This is a genomic window from Pseudocitrobacter cyperus (assembly GCF_039889165.1).
GTDB classification, from domain to species: Bacteria; Pseudomonadota; Gammaproteobacteria; order Enterobacterales; family Enterobacteriaceae; genus Pseudocitrobacter; species Pseudocitrobacter cyperus.
In genome coordinates, this window is record NZ_JAYMYY010000002.1 from 66201 (window position 1) to 80909 (window position 14709).

15 protein-coding genes and 2 pseudogenes are annotated in these 14709 nt (G+C 52.3%); 15 read left to right on the forward strand and 2 right to left on the reverse strand.

Annotation, left to right across the window (positions count from 1 at the left end):
* Nucleotides 1-61 precede the first annotated feature (61 nt).
* The 14 genes and pseudogenes from gluQRS (at nt 62) to panC (ending at nt 13112) form a co-directional block, all read left to right on the forward strand.
* Nucleotides 62-951: pseudogene (gluQRS, locus tag VSR74_RS09120) on the forward strand (tRNA glutamyl-Q(34) synthetase GluQRS).
* 62 nt (nt 952-1013) lie between these two features.
* The gene (gene pcnB / locus VSR74_RS09125; protein WP_347794866.1) at nt 1014-2414 is read left to right on the forward strand and encodes a polynucleotide adenylyltransferase PcnB; all 1401 of its coding nucleotides are present in this window, start codon (nt 1014-1016) and stop codon (nt 2412-2414) included.
* Entirely contained in the window at nt 2411-2890 is a 480-nt protein-coding gene (gene folK / locus VSR74_RS09130) for a 2-amino-4-hydroxy-6-hydroxymethyldihydropteridine diphosphokinase (protein WP_347794434.1), read from the forward strand. The genes pcnB and folK overlap by 4 nt, the downstream gene beginning before the upstream one ends.
* Before the next feature lie 543 nt (nt 2891-3433).
* The gene (locus VSR74_RS09135) at nt 3434-4024 is read left to right on the forward strand and encodes a fimbrial protein (protein WP_347794435.1); all 591 of its coding nucleotides are present in this window, start codon (nt 3434-3436) and stop codon (nt 4022-4024) included.
* A gap of 246 nt (nt 4025-4270) precedes the next feature.
* Nucleotides 4271-4858, forward strand: coding sequence for a fimbrial protein (locus VSR74_RS09140; RefSeq protein WP_347794436.1), 588 nt, complete (start codon nt 4271-4273; stop codon nt 4856-4858).
* A 70-nt stretch (nt 4859-4928) separates the two neighbouring features.
* Nucleotides 4929-5672, forward strand: a complete 744-nt coding sequence (locus VSR74_RS09145) for a fimbrial chaperone (protein ID WP_347794437.1) — start codon at nt 4929-4931, stop codon at nt 5670-5672.
* Between the two features lie 38 nt (nt 5673-5710).
* Nucleotides 5711-8305, forward strand: a pseudogene (locus tag VSR74_RS09150) (outer membrane usher protein).
* 16 nt (nt 8306-8321) lie between these two features.
* Nucleotides 8322-8891, forward strand: coding sequence for a fimbrial protein (locus VSR74_RS09155; RefSeq protein ID WP_347794438.1), 570 nt, complete (start codon nt 8322-8324; stop codon nt 8889-8891).
* Nucleotides 8892-8903: 12 nt separating this feature from the next.
* Complete coding sequence (locus tag VSR74_RS09160) at nt 8904-9500, forward strand: fimbrial protein (RefSeq protein ID WP_347794439.1); 597 nt, start codon at nt 8904-8906, stop codon at nt 9498-9500.
* Entirely contained in the window at nt 9493-10080 is a 588-nt protein-coding gene (locus tag VSR74_RS09165; RefSeq protein WP_347794440.1) for a fimbrial-like protein, read from the forward strand. The genes VSR74_RS09160 and VSR74_RS09165 overlap by 8 nt, the downstream gene beginning before the upstream one ends.
* A gap of 57 nt (nt 10081-10137) precedes the next feature.
* The gene (locus VSR74_RS09170) at nt 10138-11061 is read left to right on the forward strand and encodes a fimbrial protein (RefSeq protein ID WP_347794441.1); all 924 of its coding nucleotides are present in this window, start codon (nt 10138-10140) and stop codon (nt 11059-11061) included.
* The gene (locus VSR74_RS09175; protein ID WP_347794442.1) at nt 10977-11339 is read left to right on the forward strand and encodes a fimbrial protein; all 363 of its coding nucleotides are present in this window, start codon (nt 10977-10979) and stop codon (nt 11337-11339) included. Before VSR74_RS09170 ends, VSR74_RS09175 begins: the two co-directional genes overlap by 85 nt.
* A gap of 118 nt (nt 11340-11457) precedes the next feature.
* Nucleotides 11458-12249, forward strand: coding sequence for a 3-methyl-2-oxobutanoate hydroxymethyltransferase (panB, locus tag VSR74_RS09180; protein ID WP_347794867.1), 792 nt, complete (start codon nt 11458-11460; stop codon nt 12247-12249).
* A gap of 11 nt (nt 12250-12260) precedes the next feature.
* Entirely contained in the window at nt 12261-13112 is an 852-nt protein-coding gene (panC, locus tag VSR74_RS09185) for a pantoate--beta-alanine ligase (RefSeq protein WP_347794443.1), read from the forward strand.
* A gap of 26 nt (nt 13113-13138) precedes the next feature.
* Here the strand turns inward: panC and VSR74_RS09190 are convergent, their stop codons facing one another.
* On the reverse strand, nt 13139-14053 hold the full coding sequence (locus tag VSR74_RS09190; RefSeq protein ID WP_347794444.1) for an Rpn family recombination-promoting nuclease/putative transposase: 915 nt from the start codon (nt 14051-14053) through the stop codon (nt 13139-13141).
* A complete protein-coding gene (locus VSR74_RS09195; protein WP_347794445.1) occupies nt 14025-14168 on the reverse strand; it encodes a hypothetical protein in 144 nt (47 codons plus the stop codon). The genes VSR74_RS09190 and VSR74_RS09195 overlap by 29 nt, the downstream gene beginning before the upstream one ends.
* A gap of 157 nt (nt 14169-14325) precedes the next feature.
* On the opposite strand from VSR74_RS09195, the gene panD reads away from it, so the two are divergent.
* Nucleotides 14326-14706 carry an aspartate 1-decarboxylase gene (gene panD, locus VSR74_RS09200; RefSeq protein WP_015965876.1) on the forward strand — a complete coding sequence of 127 codons (381 nt, stop codon included), beginning with the start codon at nt 14326-14328 and terminating at the stop codon, nt 14704-14706.
* Nucleotides 14707-14709: the final 3 nt, after the last annotated feature.

Consider the following 14709-nt stretch of genomic DNA (forward strand, 5'->3'; position numbering starts at 1 on the left):
CATGATTATCCTCAAGGCGGGAGCGATTCCCGCCTTGCCGTTTTTATAGTCTGTACAAATCATGTCATCACAACCTTATATTGGCCGCTTTGCCCCTTCCCCCTCTGGTGAACTGCATTTTGGTTCGCTGATAGCCGCCCTCGGCAGCTACCTGCAAGCCCGCGCGCAGCAGGGTCGCTGGTTGGTTCGCATTGAAGATATCGATCCCCCCCGTGAAGTTCCCGGTGCCGCAACCACAATTTTGCGCCAACTGGAACATTATGGGCTGGAGTGGGATGGCGAGGTTCTCTGGCAATCCCGCCGCCATGACGCCTACCGTGAAGCGCTCTCCTGGCTGCATCAGCAAGGGCTTTGCTATTACTGCACCTGTACGCGCGCACGTATTCAACACATCGGCGGCATCTATGACGGCCACTGCCGTGATTTAGGCCTTCGCCCGGAAAATGCCGCACTGCGTTTACGTCAACAGCAGCCGGTGACAGAGTTCGACGACAGCCTGCGTGGGCTCATTCACTCCGACCCGCGCCTGGCGGCGGAAGATTTTATTATTCACCGCCGGGATGGTTTGTTCGCCTATAACCTCGCCGTCGTCGTTGATGACCACTTCCAGGGAGTAACGGAAATTGTGCGCGGTGCGGATCTAATCGAACCGACCGTGCGCCAGATTTCCCTCTATCGCCATTTTGCCTGGCCGGAGCCTGGATATATTCATCTTCCGCTGGCGCTCAACGCAGAAGGCGCTAAACTTTCCAAGCAAAATCATGCTCCTGCCCTGCCACAAGGCGATCCTCGCCCAATATTAATTCGGGCGTTACACTTTTTAGGGCAGAACGTTGCGGCGCACTGGCAGGATTTACCCCTTGCTGAATTACTGAAAAATGCCGTAGATAACTGGACGCTTGACAGTGTGCCGAGAGGGCGATTGTAAATCCGCCATTCTCAAATGCATGATGCTGAGCTATGATTAGCCGCTATTTTTTTAGTCCATAAGACTGACACTACCGAGGTGTACCATTTTTACCCGAGTCGCTAATTTTTGCCGCAAGGTGCTAAGCCGTGAGGAAAGCGAGGCTGCCAATGCCGTCGCCCGTCCTCAAATGACGGTTATTCCGCGCGAGCAGCACGCTATTTCCCGCAAAGATATCAGCGAAAATGCCCTGAAGGTTCTCTACCGTCTGAACAAAGCGGGTTACGAGGCCTATCTGGTTGGCGGCGGCGTTCGCGACCTGCTGCTGGGCAAAAAACCGAAAGATTTCGACGTAACCACCAGCGCCACGCCGGAACAAGTACGTAAACTGTTCCGCAACTGCCGCCTTGTCGGCCGTCGTTTCCGTCTGGCTCACGTCATGTTTGGCCCGGAAATCATCGAAGTCGCCACCTTCCGCGGGCACCACGAAGAGACGCAATCTGACCGTACCACCTCTCAGCGTGGGCAAAACGGCATGCTGCTACGTGATAACATCTTCGGTTCCATCGAAGAAGATGCCCAGCGCCGTGACTTCACAATCAACAGCCTCTATTACAGCGTGGCGGATTTCACCGTCCGTGATTACGTCGGCGGTATGCAGGATCTGGAAAAAGGCGTCATTCGTCTGATTGGCGATCCGGAAACGCGCTATCGCGAAGACCCGGTACGTATGCTGCGCGCGGTACGTTTTGCCGCCAAACTGAGCATGCGCATCAGCGAAGAGACCGCCGAGCCGATCCCACGGCTGGCGACACTGATTAACGACGTGCCGCCTGCGCGCCTGTTTGAAGAGTCGCTGAAGCTGTTGCAGGCAGGCTACGGCTTCGATACCTATAAGCTGCTGCGCGAATACAATCTGTTCCAGCCGCTGTTCCCGACCATCACTCGCTACTTCACTGAAGAAGGCGATAGCTCGATGGAGCGGATCATCAGTCAGGTCTTCAAAAATACCGATAACCGCATTCGTAACGATATGCGTGTGAATCCGGCATTCCTGTTCGCAGCGATGTTCTGGTATCCCCTGCTGGAGATGGCGCAGAAGATCACCCAGGAAAGCGGCCTGACCTATCATGATGCTTTCGCACTGGCGATGAACGAAGTGCTGGATGAAGCCTGCCGTTCGCTGGCTATTCCTAAACGCATCACCTCACTGGTTCGCGATATCTGGCAATTACAGTTGCGTATGTCTCGCCGCCAGGGCAAACGTGCGTGGAAGTTAATGGAGCATCCTAAGTTCCGTGCCGCCTACGATTTGCTGGCGCTGCGCGCCGAAGCGGAACGCAACACCGAGCTGCAACGCCTGACTCAATGGTGGGGCGAGTTTCAGGTCGCTGCGCCGCCAGCCCAGAAAGATATGCTGACCAACCTGGATGACGAGCCGGATACCCGTCGTCGCCACCGTCGCCCGCGCAAACGCGCGCCGCGCCGCGAGAGCAACAAGGCATGACCCTGGCGTATATCGCCATCGGCAGCAACCTGGCCTCTCCGCTGGAACAGGTCACTGCGGCAATTCAGGCGCTGGGCGAGATCCCACAAAGCCGGGTTGTCGCGCTCTCCTCTTTTTACCGCACCCCGCCGCTGGGGCCGCAGGATCAGCCAGACTACCTCAACGCCGCCGTGGCGCTGGACACCTCGCTTTCTCCTGAAGCGCTTCTCGATCATACCCAACGCATTGAACTTCAGCAGGGCCGAGTACGTAAAGCGGAACGGTGGGGGCCAAGAACGCTGGATCTCGACATAATGTTGTTTGGCGAGGCGACAATTAATACGGAACGTCTGACAGTTCCGCACTACGACATGAAAAACCGCGGGTTTATGCTGTGGCCACTGTTTGAGATTGCGCCCGATCTGCACTTCCCCGATGGCACATCCCTGAATGAACATTTAACGTCGCTGAAATCGCCGTGCCCGGCGCGCTGGTAGGAGAATGGCGCTATTAAGATTTTATATTCCCGAATAATATTAATTCGTATCGCCACATAATAATTCAATATTATATATAACATAGCATTAGTTTTTTTCATGATATTTCCTTAAAAATCATTTAAAAATAACTAAGGCGAGCCATGAATAGCCAACCAGAACATATATAATTCACCAAAGTAATTTATTTTAATAAATCAATTCATACCATGAACTTTAGAGAGTGCGATCCTGATTTATCATCTTGATTAAGAAACCAAAAAAACCAATCTTATCATTATATTAACAAACTCATTTACTGCATCACTCCCTGTCTTACAAACCCCCACCCCCGTTCAAATAATGAGTCAATACGCTCTATTTCGATATATATACACAAACAAAATATAAAATCACAACCAATTATCTTTGTGAATTTTACAACCTAAATCAATCCTTGTATAAAACGCCTGAAAACATATTTTCATTAGCCAAAAATCCCGGCTAAGAATCTGTATGTTCATCTAATCAATTGAAAATATTAATAAATAAGGATATTACTTTATGCAACAAAAGACTCTGGTTTTGGCCATTGGTTTGCTCGCATCGTCAGCCGTCTTCGCAGCAGACCCTGATGGCGGACAACTACAGTTCGGCGGTCTGGTCAGCCGCAACACCTGTATCATGCATGTGAACGGCGGTGCGCAGGATGCCACCATTCAGCTTGAGACCGCCACATCCGTTGCCGTGGAAAATGCAGGGGAAGTGAACCTCAGCGCCACCGGCGCCAAGCCGAAACTGTTCTCCGTTAAGGTGGATTGCAGCGGTTCGGGGATGGATTTAAGCATGATATCCGACGCCGTACTGAAAATGGCCTCCACCTATTTTGGCAACAGTAAGGGTACGCTGAATAATGACGTTTCTGTAAATGAGCCGGCGGTCGGCGTCAATCTGGCTATCCATGAAATTATCTCTGCAGGCAACTATAAGCAGGTGAAGGTGAATGACAGTACCGATACACACTCGAAACGATTTGATTCCGATGGTACGGCAACTTTTAACTTCGCCGTCTCCTATATCAAACAAAATGCCTCGGTTCCTGTTGTCGCAGGCTTTGTGAAAAGTAACGCCGCTTACACATTTGAATACCGATAAGTCATCATGCGGGGCAATATCTGGTAAAGGAGAAACGAGAAATATTGCCCCTCACTGACAAACATAAAAGGCTATTAAACCATTCAACAAACAAATATTATTTAAAAACAAAATACCGAAGTTCAAATGATGCTAATTATGAATTTTACTTTTTATTTTAGCGCGCGGTAAAATTCCAGCGTGAACGTTCTTCATGTGGTAATAACGGTTTTTACCCGTACTATTTAAACGATAAGGATATTTGTGATGAAAAAAAGCATTATGGCGGTCGCGCTACTGGCGGCGACCACTTCAGCCTATGCCGCCAATCCGGATGGCGGTCAGTTGCTGTTCGGCGGTCTGGTCAGCAGTAACACCTGCATCATGCACGTTGATGGCGGCGCACAAGACTCCACGATCCAACTAGAAACAGCAACGGCAAAAGAAATCAGCGACTATGGCGAGGTTAATCTCTCAAACCTCGGCATCAAACCCAAAATTTTCTCCATCTCTGTCGATTGCAGCGGGGCGGGTATGGATTTTACAAACACCCCCAACGCAGCGCTGAAAATGGCGTCGATCTATTTCAGTAACAGCAAAGGTACGCTGAACAATGACATTTCCGTTCACGATCCGGCTGGCGGCGTCAATCTGGCTGTCCATGAAATCGTCTCTGCAGGCACCTACCAGCAGGTGAAAATTAACGATAGCACCGATGAACACTTAAAGTTATTCAGCCCTGATGGCAAAGCGGTATTCAACTTTGCCGTTTCCTATGTTGCACAAAGTTCGTCAGTTCCGGTCGTCGCGGGTTATGTGAAGAGCAACGCCGCGTATACCTTTGAATACAAATAATTGATCGTCCGGTAAATCAGTGGCGCACCCGGATGCGCCACATAAATAAAAGCCCACACAAGGAAGTGTTATGATCAGGATCCGTCAACCTCTTTTCTCCGCGCTGGTGGTTGCATTCAGCCTCACCGTCAGCCAATCCGCCTGCGCGGATATCGTTTTATCCAGCACCCGTATTATCTATAAAGCGGCAATGAAAGACGCCACTATCCGCATGGAAAATAAAGGCGAGCGTCCTTTACTGGTGCAAAGCTGGTTCGATACCGGCGACCAGAATGCCGACCCCGGCAGCATCAACGTGCCCTTTGTCGCTACCCCGCCGGTTTCCAGAGTCGATGCCAAACAGGGGCAGACGGTAAAAGTGACCTATACCGGCAGCCAGCCGCTCGCCAGCGATCGCGAAAGCATCTTCTGGTTTAACGTGCTGGAAGTGCCGCCCAAACTGCCGGACAGCGAAGCCAAAGGCAAAAACCTGCTGCAACTGGCATTCCGTACCCGCATCAAGCTCTTCTACCGCCCGGATGGGCTGGAAGGCACCGCCTCGGAAGCGCCAGCAAAACAGCAGTGGCAATTACGTCAGACCGGTGGCCACGCGGTGATACACATCACCAACCCCACGCCGTTCTATATCTCCTTCAACAGCATCAACCTGCAGGCCGCGGGAAAACGCTATCTCCTTAACTCGTCGATGATTGCGCCCAAAAGCGACCTTGATGAACAGGTACAGGGGTTAAGCAGCCGCCCGGCCAGCGCCAGCATAGAGTATTCCGCCATCAGCGATTTCGGCGGAGTAATCAAAGGTAACGTCGCACTCTGACCCGGAGAGGGTTTCTCGTCATTACTCTGGAACATACGATGTATTCACTGGACGATGTCAAACGAAGACTGTCAGGGCAAATGATTGCTCTGATAGCACTCGCCTGGAGCCCACAAGCATTGTCGGATGCGGAACAACTGGAGTTTGATAACACCTTTCTGATGGGCAGCAGCGCGCGCAATATGGATCTGACCCGCTACGCGAAGGAAAATGCCACTCTTCCCGGAACCTATGAAGTTAATATTTTCGTTAACGAGAAGCCGGTCAGCGTCCAGCAGATTGAATTTATTGAGCTCGACAAAAAGAAAAGCGCTGTCCCCTGCGTAACCCAAACCTTGCTGACGCAGTGGCATATTAATCAGCCAGAACGCAACGCTGACGCTGGCGTGTTACGCAAAAACGCCTCACCGATGGAAGATTGCCTGGATTTACCGGCTCTCATTCCGCTGTCAGTGGTTCGCTACAGTGAAAACGATCAGCAGTTGAATATTGGCGTTCCGCAGGCATGACAACAAAGAGGGTATGACAACTACGTCGATCCCTCTATGTGGGATGAGGGCGTAAATGCGGCGATGTTTTCTTATGATATCAACGCATGGCGCAATGAAAATGTGGATGATAAAACCGAAAGCCTGTATGCCGGGCTGACCGCAGGTTTCAACCTCTGGGGCTGGCATTTCCGCTCGCGCGGTAACTACTCACAAAGCAACAGTGGCGGCAGTTCGCTAGCATTTCAGGATCGCTATCTACAAAGAGACATTTCCGCCCTGCGCTCGCAGCTATTGCTGGGCGATACCAATACCACTGGCGACACCTTCGACTCAATCGGCATCCGCGGCATCCGTCTTTTCAGCGAATCCCGCATGTTGCCGCCGCTTCTCTCCAGCTTCTCGCCGATTGTGCGCGGCGTGGCAAAATCGAACGCCAAAGTCACCATCATGCAGAATGGTTACAAAATCTATGAAACCACCGTGCCGCCAGGGCCATTCGTCATTGATGATCTGTCGCCTTCCGGCTACGGCGCTGAGCTTGAAGTCACCGTTGAAGAAGCGGATGGCTCGCGTACAAGCTTCACTCAGCCCTTCTCTTCGCTGGTGCAAATGATGCACCCGGGCGTGGGAAGCTGGGATGTCAGCATCGGCGAAGTTAACCAGGACGATCTCCAGGATAACCCCGGCATTGCCCAGGGCACGTTCTATTACGGTTTGAATAATACCTTCACCGGTTATAGCGGTTTCCAGCTCACCGATAACGGCTACGCCGCGGGCCTGCTCGGCCTGGGGATGAATACCTCGTTAGGGGCCTTCTCCTTTGACATCACGCACGCCAGAACGGATATTCCGGATGACAACGTCTATCAGGGACAGAGCTACCGGCTGTCGTGGAATAAACTATTTACCCCCACGAACACTTCGGTCAACCTCGCGGCATACCGTTATTCAACGGAAAATTACCTCGGTCTGAGCGATGCCCTGACGCTAATCGATCAGGCGAAACATCCGACGGAGGGCGAGTATCAGCAGATGGCGACCTACAGCCGAATGAAAAACCAGTTCAGCGTCAGCCTCAACCAATCTTTGCAGAACGACAAGCACAACTACGGTTCGTTCTATTTAACCGGCTTATGGACAGACTACTGGGCCGACAATGAAACGCGCAGTACCTTCTCCTTTGGCTACAGCAACGCTTTTAACTGGGGCAGTTACAGCATCAACCTGCAACGCGCTTACGATGAGGACAACAACAAAGATGACTCGGTCTATCTGAGCGTCACCATTCCGCTGGATAAACTGTTTCACCGCGAGAGCGATAGCGGCGGTTTCAGAACCCTCAACGCCAGCCTCAACTCCGACATGAAAGGCAGCAATCAGTATAACGCCAGCGTGAACGGCAACAGCGCCGATAACAAGTGGAACTACACCGTCAGCGCGGGCTACAGCAGCATGAAAGAGAGCGACCCGATCTCAACTGTTGGCACCTTCCTGAGTTATGAATCCCCGTGGGGGACGTATGGCGCATCGGCCTCCGCCAGCAACGACCATTCACGGCAATATTCGCTGAATACCGATGGCGGCTTCGTCCTGCACTCTGGCGGCTTAACCTTTGCCAGTGATGGCTTCAACGAAAACGACACGCTGGCGATCGTCAATGCGCCAGGCGCAAAAGGCGCCAGCATTAACTATGGCAACAGTACCATCGATCGCTTCGGCTATGGCGTAACCAACGCGTTAAGCCCCTATCGGGAAAATAACCTCAGCCTGAATATCGACAGCCTGGACGAGGATGTGGAACTAAAAAGCACCAGTACCACCGTCGTTCCACGCCAGGGGGCGGTTCTGTTACGTAAATTTGAAACCAATCAGGGGCGCGCGGTGATCCTTAACATACGCCGTAGTGACCGTTTGCCGGTGCCATTTGCCGCTGAAGTCTTTGAAAACAACACATCAATGGGGGTTGTCGGCCAGGGAAATCAGGCCTTTGTCAGAGGACTGAACGAGCAGGGCAACCTGGACGTTCGCTGGATGGAAAAGAGCCAGCCAAAATCCTGTCGAATCCATTATCAGTTGCCTGAGCAAGCGCCGCAAAAAGGGAAAACGCTGATGCTGGATAACGTCGTATGTCAGATGCAGTAAGTCTTAGGGAAAGCATATGATTTATCGCACAATTCTACGACTCACGTTGATGGCGGCGCTGATGGCCGTACCGGCCCGCGCCCAGAATATCAGCGTTGACTTTACTGCCACCATCGAAGAAACCACCTGCACAATGGAACTCACCGCGTTATCGTCGGGCACCGCGGCACAAACCGGTGAAGCGCAATATACTCTGACCATTCCCGCGATGACCATTCTGCAAATCAGCCAGCGCCTGGCGGCGTCAGAGGCCAGCTTTAAGCTCTTACCAACAGCGTGCAATAACGCCATTAGCGGCGTGGATATGACGATTACCGGAGCCACAACGGCAAGCTCTGTTTACCTGCTGGAAAATGCGCTCTCCGCCACTGGTGCTGCGCAAAACGTGGGCCTCGGATTTAAGCCGATGGGCAACGCCGATAACATCGGCGCCATTAAAGTGGATGGTTCAGGCACCATTCGCTGGACAAAAGATCAGATCCAGAACGGTATGGATCTAACGGCCATGATCCGCCGCGCCAGCACCAGCGATATCGTCGCCGGTGATTTTCAGGCGAAAGCCACTTTCACCTTTATTTACCGATAGGGAAAACTCACCATGGTCAACCGACTTCTTCTTTCCCTCACAGCATTAATCGTCGCGCTGAGCAGTAGTGTTGCTCAGGCCAGTAATAATACTCTCGAACTGACAGTGAAGACGCAGATCACTCCGAGTACCTGTACCGTGCAACTCCAGGATCGCAATAATCAACCCACCGCCACCGTTGATATCGGTGATGTTTATCTTCCTGCGGTGCGCAATAAATCCAATTCACAACAGTTTTCCCTGGTTTTCAGCCATTGCGAGGGGCTGGTTGAAAACCAGGCATGGGTGACCGTTAAGCCTAGCACCGGCTGCGACGGCAACGGCGTGGGGAGCGGGTATAAAAATGCGCTCAGCGGAACGGGCGCAGCGGATGGCGTATCCGCCGAAATCTGGAGCACCGACACCCCGGCAGGTTCCGGCGCCGTGCAGTTCACCTGCGCCTCGTCGACCCAGAGGTTAATCGGCATCGATGTGCGCAATGCCAAAGATCAGCAAACCGTTGCCGAAGTCTTCAGCACACGCATCGTTCCCGCCGCCGGAAGCGGTTCGGCGAACCTCCAGGCGGGAAATTTTTCCACCCACACCGTGTTTACGGTGATCTATGAGTGATCCTGATATGGCTCGTCGGTTACGCACTTTTATCGTGGCTTTGCTGATCTCGCCGCTGTTTACGCGGGCGGATGTCAACGTGGAGATCACCGCCCACATCATCAATACCACCTGCGAGTTTTCATTTGATCGTGGCAAGTACGTGAATCTGGGCGACCTGGGCGTGAACGATTTCGATAACAGCGTCACCCCCGAGGATTTACATGGCAAGGGTTCGCCTTTTTATATCACGGTGAAAGATTGCGCCCCGGTTGGCGGCGTCAACCCCACCAAAATGACCATCGACTTCCAGCCCGTTTCCGGCAGCATGTCCCCCTACTCAAAGCAAATTTTTGCTAACGAGGACAGCAACGGGGCACAAAACATTGGGGTAGTGATCTTCTCTACGCACGACCCTAATAATATTTTTAACGTCATGAACATTGATGGCACACCGCGTAGCGTCTATGACGTGACCCCGGCAGACTACACCAATGCCCACTACTCATTTTACGCCCGGATGCAAAAGATCCTGTCGGCACAACCTATCACGCCAGGAGCCGTGCAATCTCGCGTACAGGTGACCATTTATTATGAATAGCGCAGCGGTGCCGCGACACAAAAAACCATGTTCCAACCAGTTCAGGGAAGAAAAAAGATGAACAGAGCTCAATGGGGTGCATATCGCCCTCTCCTGCTGGCGCTTTTCCTGCTGCTGTGCGCCAGTGAGGCCTTAGCGAAGGGATCGTTTCTGGTGGGCAATGAAACGTCTTCAACTCAGGGGCCGAATGGCGACGGGGCCTCAACAACCAATTTTTCTACAGGGTCGAACACCCTGGTGATCCCTCGCGCGAGTGCACTGCAACCCAGCAATATCAGACTGACGCTGAATGTCGATACCGCCAGCGGTGCCAATAACGGGCAGGTTTTCTGCGTGGGGATGAGCACAACAAGCCCCATCACGCTGGAAAGTAAGTTTATCGATAGCGGAGCAAGCTATGGCGGGCACAAGCTCTTTAAAACCAATATTCAGGGGTTATATTTCACCGCCTATATACACAACATTACCACCAAAGCCATTACAGCCAGCGAAGCATTCTACATTGGCGATCAGGCGCAACAGCCCGTCAATTTTGATAACAATAAATGCGGTTTTATTACGGGTTATCAGGTATTTGGTGGTTTTGTGGCAACCATTGATCTCGAGTTTTATAATGATGCGACGTTTAATCCTGACACATCGGGGAGCATTTCCTTACTCAGCTCCGACGGCTCTCACTTCTCATTAAAAAACTATAATCCAGGTAAGGGCTACGCATTATATTCTATTAAAGCGACACTCGACCTCAATAACGTCGTTCTCAGTTCTCCAACTTGTTTCACCTATGCACTTTCCGGGAGCAGCGTTGTGGCGTCAACGGTAAAAATGGGAACCTATAACCCCGCAACTATCATTGACGGAGCCACCCCGGTTGACTTCGATATCGCGCTGAATAATTGCTATCGCGTCACCAATATCGAAACCCGCCTGGTGAGTTCCGTCGTCGGATACAGAAACCCACCCTGCTGGCGAATACGCTAACAACGGACTCCGCCGCCTCAGGCGTCGGGATTGAGATTCAGGGAAAGTCAACGAGCATAAGCAAACAAATGGTGATCGTGCCTAACGATGCCTCTTCCGTCTATCGAGACTATCAGCCTGAAATCGACACGACGAATGGAATATACGGCAAAGGCGGCACAGGGGTGCCGCTCGCCAGAACGCTGCATTTTCAGGCTACCATGATGCGCGACGGTACATCAGTCATTAGCCCTGGCGATTTTAAAGCCACCGCCATTTTTTCAGTCACCTATCCCTGAGCTCGTTTACTGGCGGGGAAACCCGCCAGTATCGCCAGAAAAGCACTAACATTCATCACTCTCATCCCCTACAATGCGCCAATATCATTGACAAAATCTATGTCCTACAGGGGTTATGATGAAACCAACCACCCTCTCCTTATTGCAAAAATGCAAACAGGAAAAGAAACGCTTCGCCACCATCACTGCGTATGACTACAGCTTTGCCAAACTGTTTGCTGATGAAGGCCTCAACGTCATGTTGGTAGGTGATTCTCTGGGCATGACCGTCCAGGGCCATGATTCCACGTTGCCGGTTACGGTCGCCGATATCGCCTATCACACCGCCGCCGTGCGTCGTGGCGCGCCGAACTGTCTGCTGCTGGCTGACCTGCCGTTTATGGCTTACGCCACGCCGGAACAGGCATTTGAAAATTCTGCCATCGTGATGCGCGCAGGCGCGAACATGGTCAAAATCGAAGGCGGCGCATGGCTGGCGGATACGGTCAAAATGCTGACTGAGCGCGCGGTTCCGGTGTGCGGGCACCTTGGGTTAACCCCGCAGTCGGTGAATGTTTTCGGCGGCTATAAAGTACAGGGGCGTGGCGATGCCGGAGATAAGCTGCTCAGCGATGCGCTGGCCCTCGAAGCCGCAGGCGCGCAGTTGCTGGTGCTGGAGTGTGTGCCCGTTGAACTGGCAAAACGCGTCACCGAAGCCCTTGCCATTCCGGTTATCGGTATCGGCGCAGGCAACGTCACCGACGGTCAGATTCTGGTCATGCATGACGCGTTCGGCATTACCGGTGGTCATATCCCTAAATTTGCGAAAAACTTCCTGGCTGAAACGGGCGACATCCGCGCTGCGGTGCGGCAGTATATGGCAGAAGTGGAGTCCGGCGTTTACCCGGGCGAAGAACACAGTTTCCATTAAGGAGTTAAGTTGTGTTAATTATCGAAACCCTGCCGCTGCTGCGCCAGCACATCCGTCGCCTGCGTATGGAAGGCAAGCGCGTGGCGCTGGTGCCGACCATGGGCAATCTGCATGATGGCCATATGAAACTGGTCGACGAAGCAAAATCCCGCGCCGATGTGGTGATCGTCAGTATCTTTGTCAACCCAATGCAGTTTGATCGTCCGGAAGATCTGGCGCGTTACCCGCGCACGCTGCAGGAAGACAGCGAAAAGCTGAACAAACGCAAAGTGGATCTGGTTTTCGCGCCGTCGACGCAGGAAATCTATCCGCAAGGTACCGAAAACCATACCTTTGTCGATGTGCCAGGGCTCTCGACGATGCTCGAAGGCGCCAGCCGTCCGGGCCACTTCCGCGGCGTCTCCACCATCGTCAGCAAACTCTTTAATCTGATCCAGCCGGATGTGGCCTGCTTCGGAGAGAAGGATTTCCAGCAACTGGCGTTGATCCGCAAGATGGTTGCCGATTTGGGCTTTGACATTGAAATCGTCGGCGTGCCGATTATTCGCGCCAAAGATGGCCTGGCCCTCAGTTCGCGTAATGGCTACCTGACCGCAGAGCAGCGTAAAATTGCGCCAGGGCTCTATAAAGTGCTGAGTAACGTGGCAGAGAAACTGCAAAACGGTGAGCGCGATCAGCAGGAAATTATCGCGATCGCCGGGCAGGAACTGAATGAAAAAGGCTTCCGCGCCGACGATATTCAGATCCGCGATGCGGATACCCTGCTCGACCTGACCGACAGCAGCAAACGTGCAGTGATCCTGATGGCCGCCTGGCTCGGCCAGGCGCGTTTAATCGACAATAAAATCGTCGAATTAGGCTAAGTTGCCGTAACGAGCGCTAACTTGCGTTAGCGCTCGTCAGCCATTTTCGCAATCGCCTCAGGGGGAAGTTCGGTCATCTCCGCCACCAGTTCCACCGACATGCCGTTTTTCAACATGCGCAGAGCAACCCGTTGCCTGGCCGCGTCTTCGCCTTCCTGAATCCCTTTCTGTATTCCCTTTTCCATTCCCTGATCTTCAAACCACTGCCCGAGAGAGCCCAGCTTTTTCTCTTTTGATAATCTCTTTGCCAGTTCCCTGAAAAACAATGTTTCTTGATCCGTATGACCCAGTAGCAACATATAGTTTACCAGCGTTATTAGTTGATTTTCGGTAGTGTACTCCGTGTTCAATAAGGTGACCAGATCCTCCAGCATCTGCATTAAATCACGCTGGCGAATGTGTTTTTGCAGCAGTTCCAGAACGGCGACGCGTCGGTGCTGCATGATTTGGTCGTCCGGGATGACCGTAATATCAACCAACGGGAAGGGTTCGCTGTATAACCGCTTCGCCAGTTCCGGAGAGGCAAAGAGATCCAGCCATCGCATGGAGTAGGGATAAGGCGACGCTTTCCCCTGATAGAAGAGAATGGGGACAACGAGCGGGAGCTTTTCAAACCCCGCTTCAAGATGGCGATGCATGGCCGCAATCGCATAACGAACCATGCGAAAGGTGATCTTTTTGCTCGGTGTGCTCTGGTGTTCGATCAAGACATGCAGATAACCCGGCTCCCCCTGCATCTTCACCGAGTAGAGTATATCGGAGTAGTGCTCCCGTAAGTTCTCCTCGACAAAATTCCCGGACTCCAGCCGTAGTGTCGTTAAATCACATATCGCCCGAATCTCGGCCGGTAGGTGAATATCAAGAAAATCACGCGCCGCATCCGGGTGCATTAAAAATTGTTTGAAAACCGCATCATGCGGTGTTGTACCTGCCGTTGCCATCGTCCAGACCTGCGTTATTCATCCATGCGTTCAGTATCCACAGGCAATATCCTGGCGTCAGCGCGAGGTTTTCATCTTTACGAGAAGGCACGGGATAAAAATCAGCGAGATACATTCATTACCGTCAGCACATCGTCGTTGTACGCAAACTGTGCGAATAAACCCCATCAGATAAGTAGACACTCATTAAAAATCGGGCAATACTGCCAGGAATTTCCTGAAGCTGATATTCACACCAGCTTTGTTATCGTTATGGTAGAAAGGTAGAAGTTATGATTCGCACTATGCTGCAAGGTAAGCTCCATCGCGTCAAAGTGACCCAGGCTGACCTGCACTACGAAGGCTCTTGCGCCATTGACCAGGATTTCCTCGACGCAGCCGGCATTCTCGAAAATGAAGCCATTGATATCTGGAACGTGACCAATGGTAAGCGTTTTTCCACTTACGCGATCGCAGCAGAGCGCGGTTCCCGTATCATCTCCGTGAACGGTGCGGCAGCGCACTGCGCGGAAGTGGGCGATATCGTGATCATCGCAAGCTTCGTCACCATGCCGGATGAAGAAGCTCGTACCTGGCGTCCGAAAGTGGCCTACTTCGAAGGCGACAATGAGATGAAACGCACCGCCAAAGCTATTCCGGTTCAGGTTGCCTGATTG

Excerpts from the sequence above, each read along its gene's own strand:
- folK (WP_347794434.1), top strand. The coding sequence starts at position 2,411 with ATGACCCTGGCGTATATCGCCATCGGCAGCAACCTGGCCTCTCCGCTG.
- VSR74_RS09135 (WP_347794435.1), top strand. The coding sequence starts at position 3,434 with ATGCAACAAAAGACTCTGGTTTTGGCCATTGGTTTGCTCGCATCGTCA.
- VSR74_RS09140 (WP_347794436.1), top strand. The coding sequence starts at position 4,271 with ATGAAAAAAAGCATTATGGCGGTCGCGCTACTGGCGGCGACCACTTCA.
- VSR74_RS09145 (WP_347794437.1), top strand. The coding sequence starts at position 4,929 with ATGATCAGGATCCGTCAACCTCTTTTCTCCGCGCTGGTGGTTGCATTC.
- VSR74_RS09155 (WP_347794438.1), top strand. The coding sequence starts at position 8,322 with ATGATTTATCGCACAATTCTACGACTCACGTTGATGGCGGCGCTGATG.
- VSR74_RS09160 (WP_347794439.1), top strand. The coding sequence starts at position 8,904 with ATGGTCAACCGACTTCTTCTTTCCCTCACAGCATTAATCGTCGCGCTG.
- VSR74_RS09165 (WP_347794440.1), top strand. The coding sequence starts at position 9,493 with ATGAGTGATCCTGATATGGCTCGTCGGTTACGCACTTTTATCGTGGCT.
- VSR74_RS09170 (WP_347794441.1), top strand. The coding sequence starts at position 10,138 with ATGAACAGAGCTCAATGGGGTGCATATCGCCCTCTCCTGCTGGCGCTT.
- panB (WP_347794867.1), top strand. The coding sequence starts at position 11,458 with ATGAAACCAACCACCCTCTCCTTATTGCAAAAATGCAAACAGGAAAAG.
- VSR74_RS09190 (WP_347794444.1), bottom strand. The coding sequence starts at position 14,053 with ATGGCAACGGCAGGTACAACACCGCATGATGCGGTTTTCAAACAATTT.
- VSR74_RS09195 (WP_347794445.1), bottom strand. The coding sequence starts at position 14,168 with ATGTATCTCGCTGATTTTTATCCCGTGCCTTCTCGTAAAGATGAAAAC.
- panD (WP_015965876.1), top strand. The coding sequence starts at position 14,326 with ATGATTCGCACTATGCTGCAAGGTAAGCTCCATCGCGTCAAAGTGACC.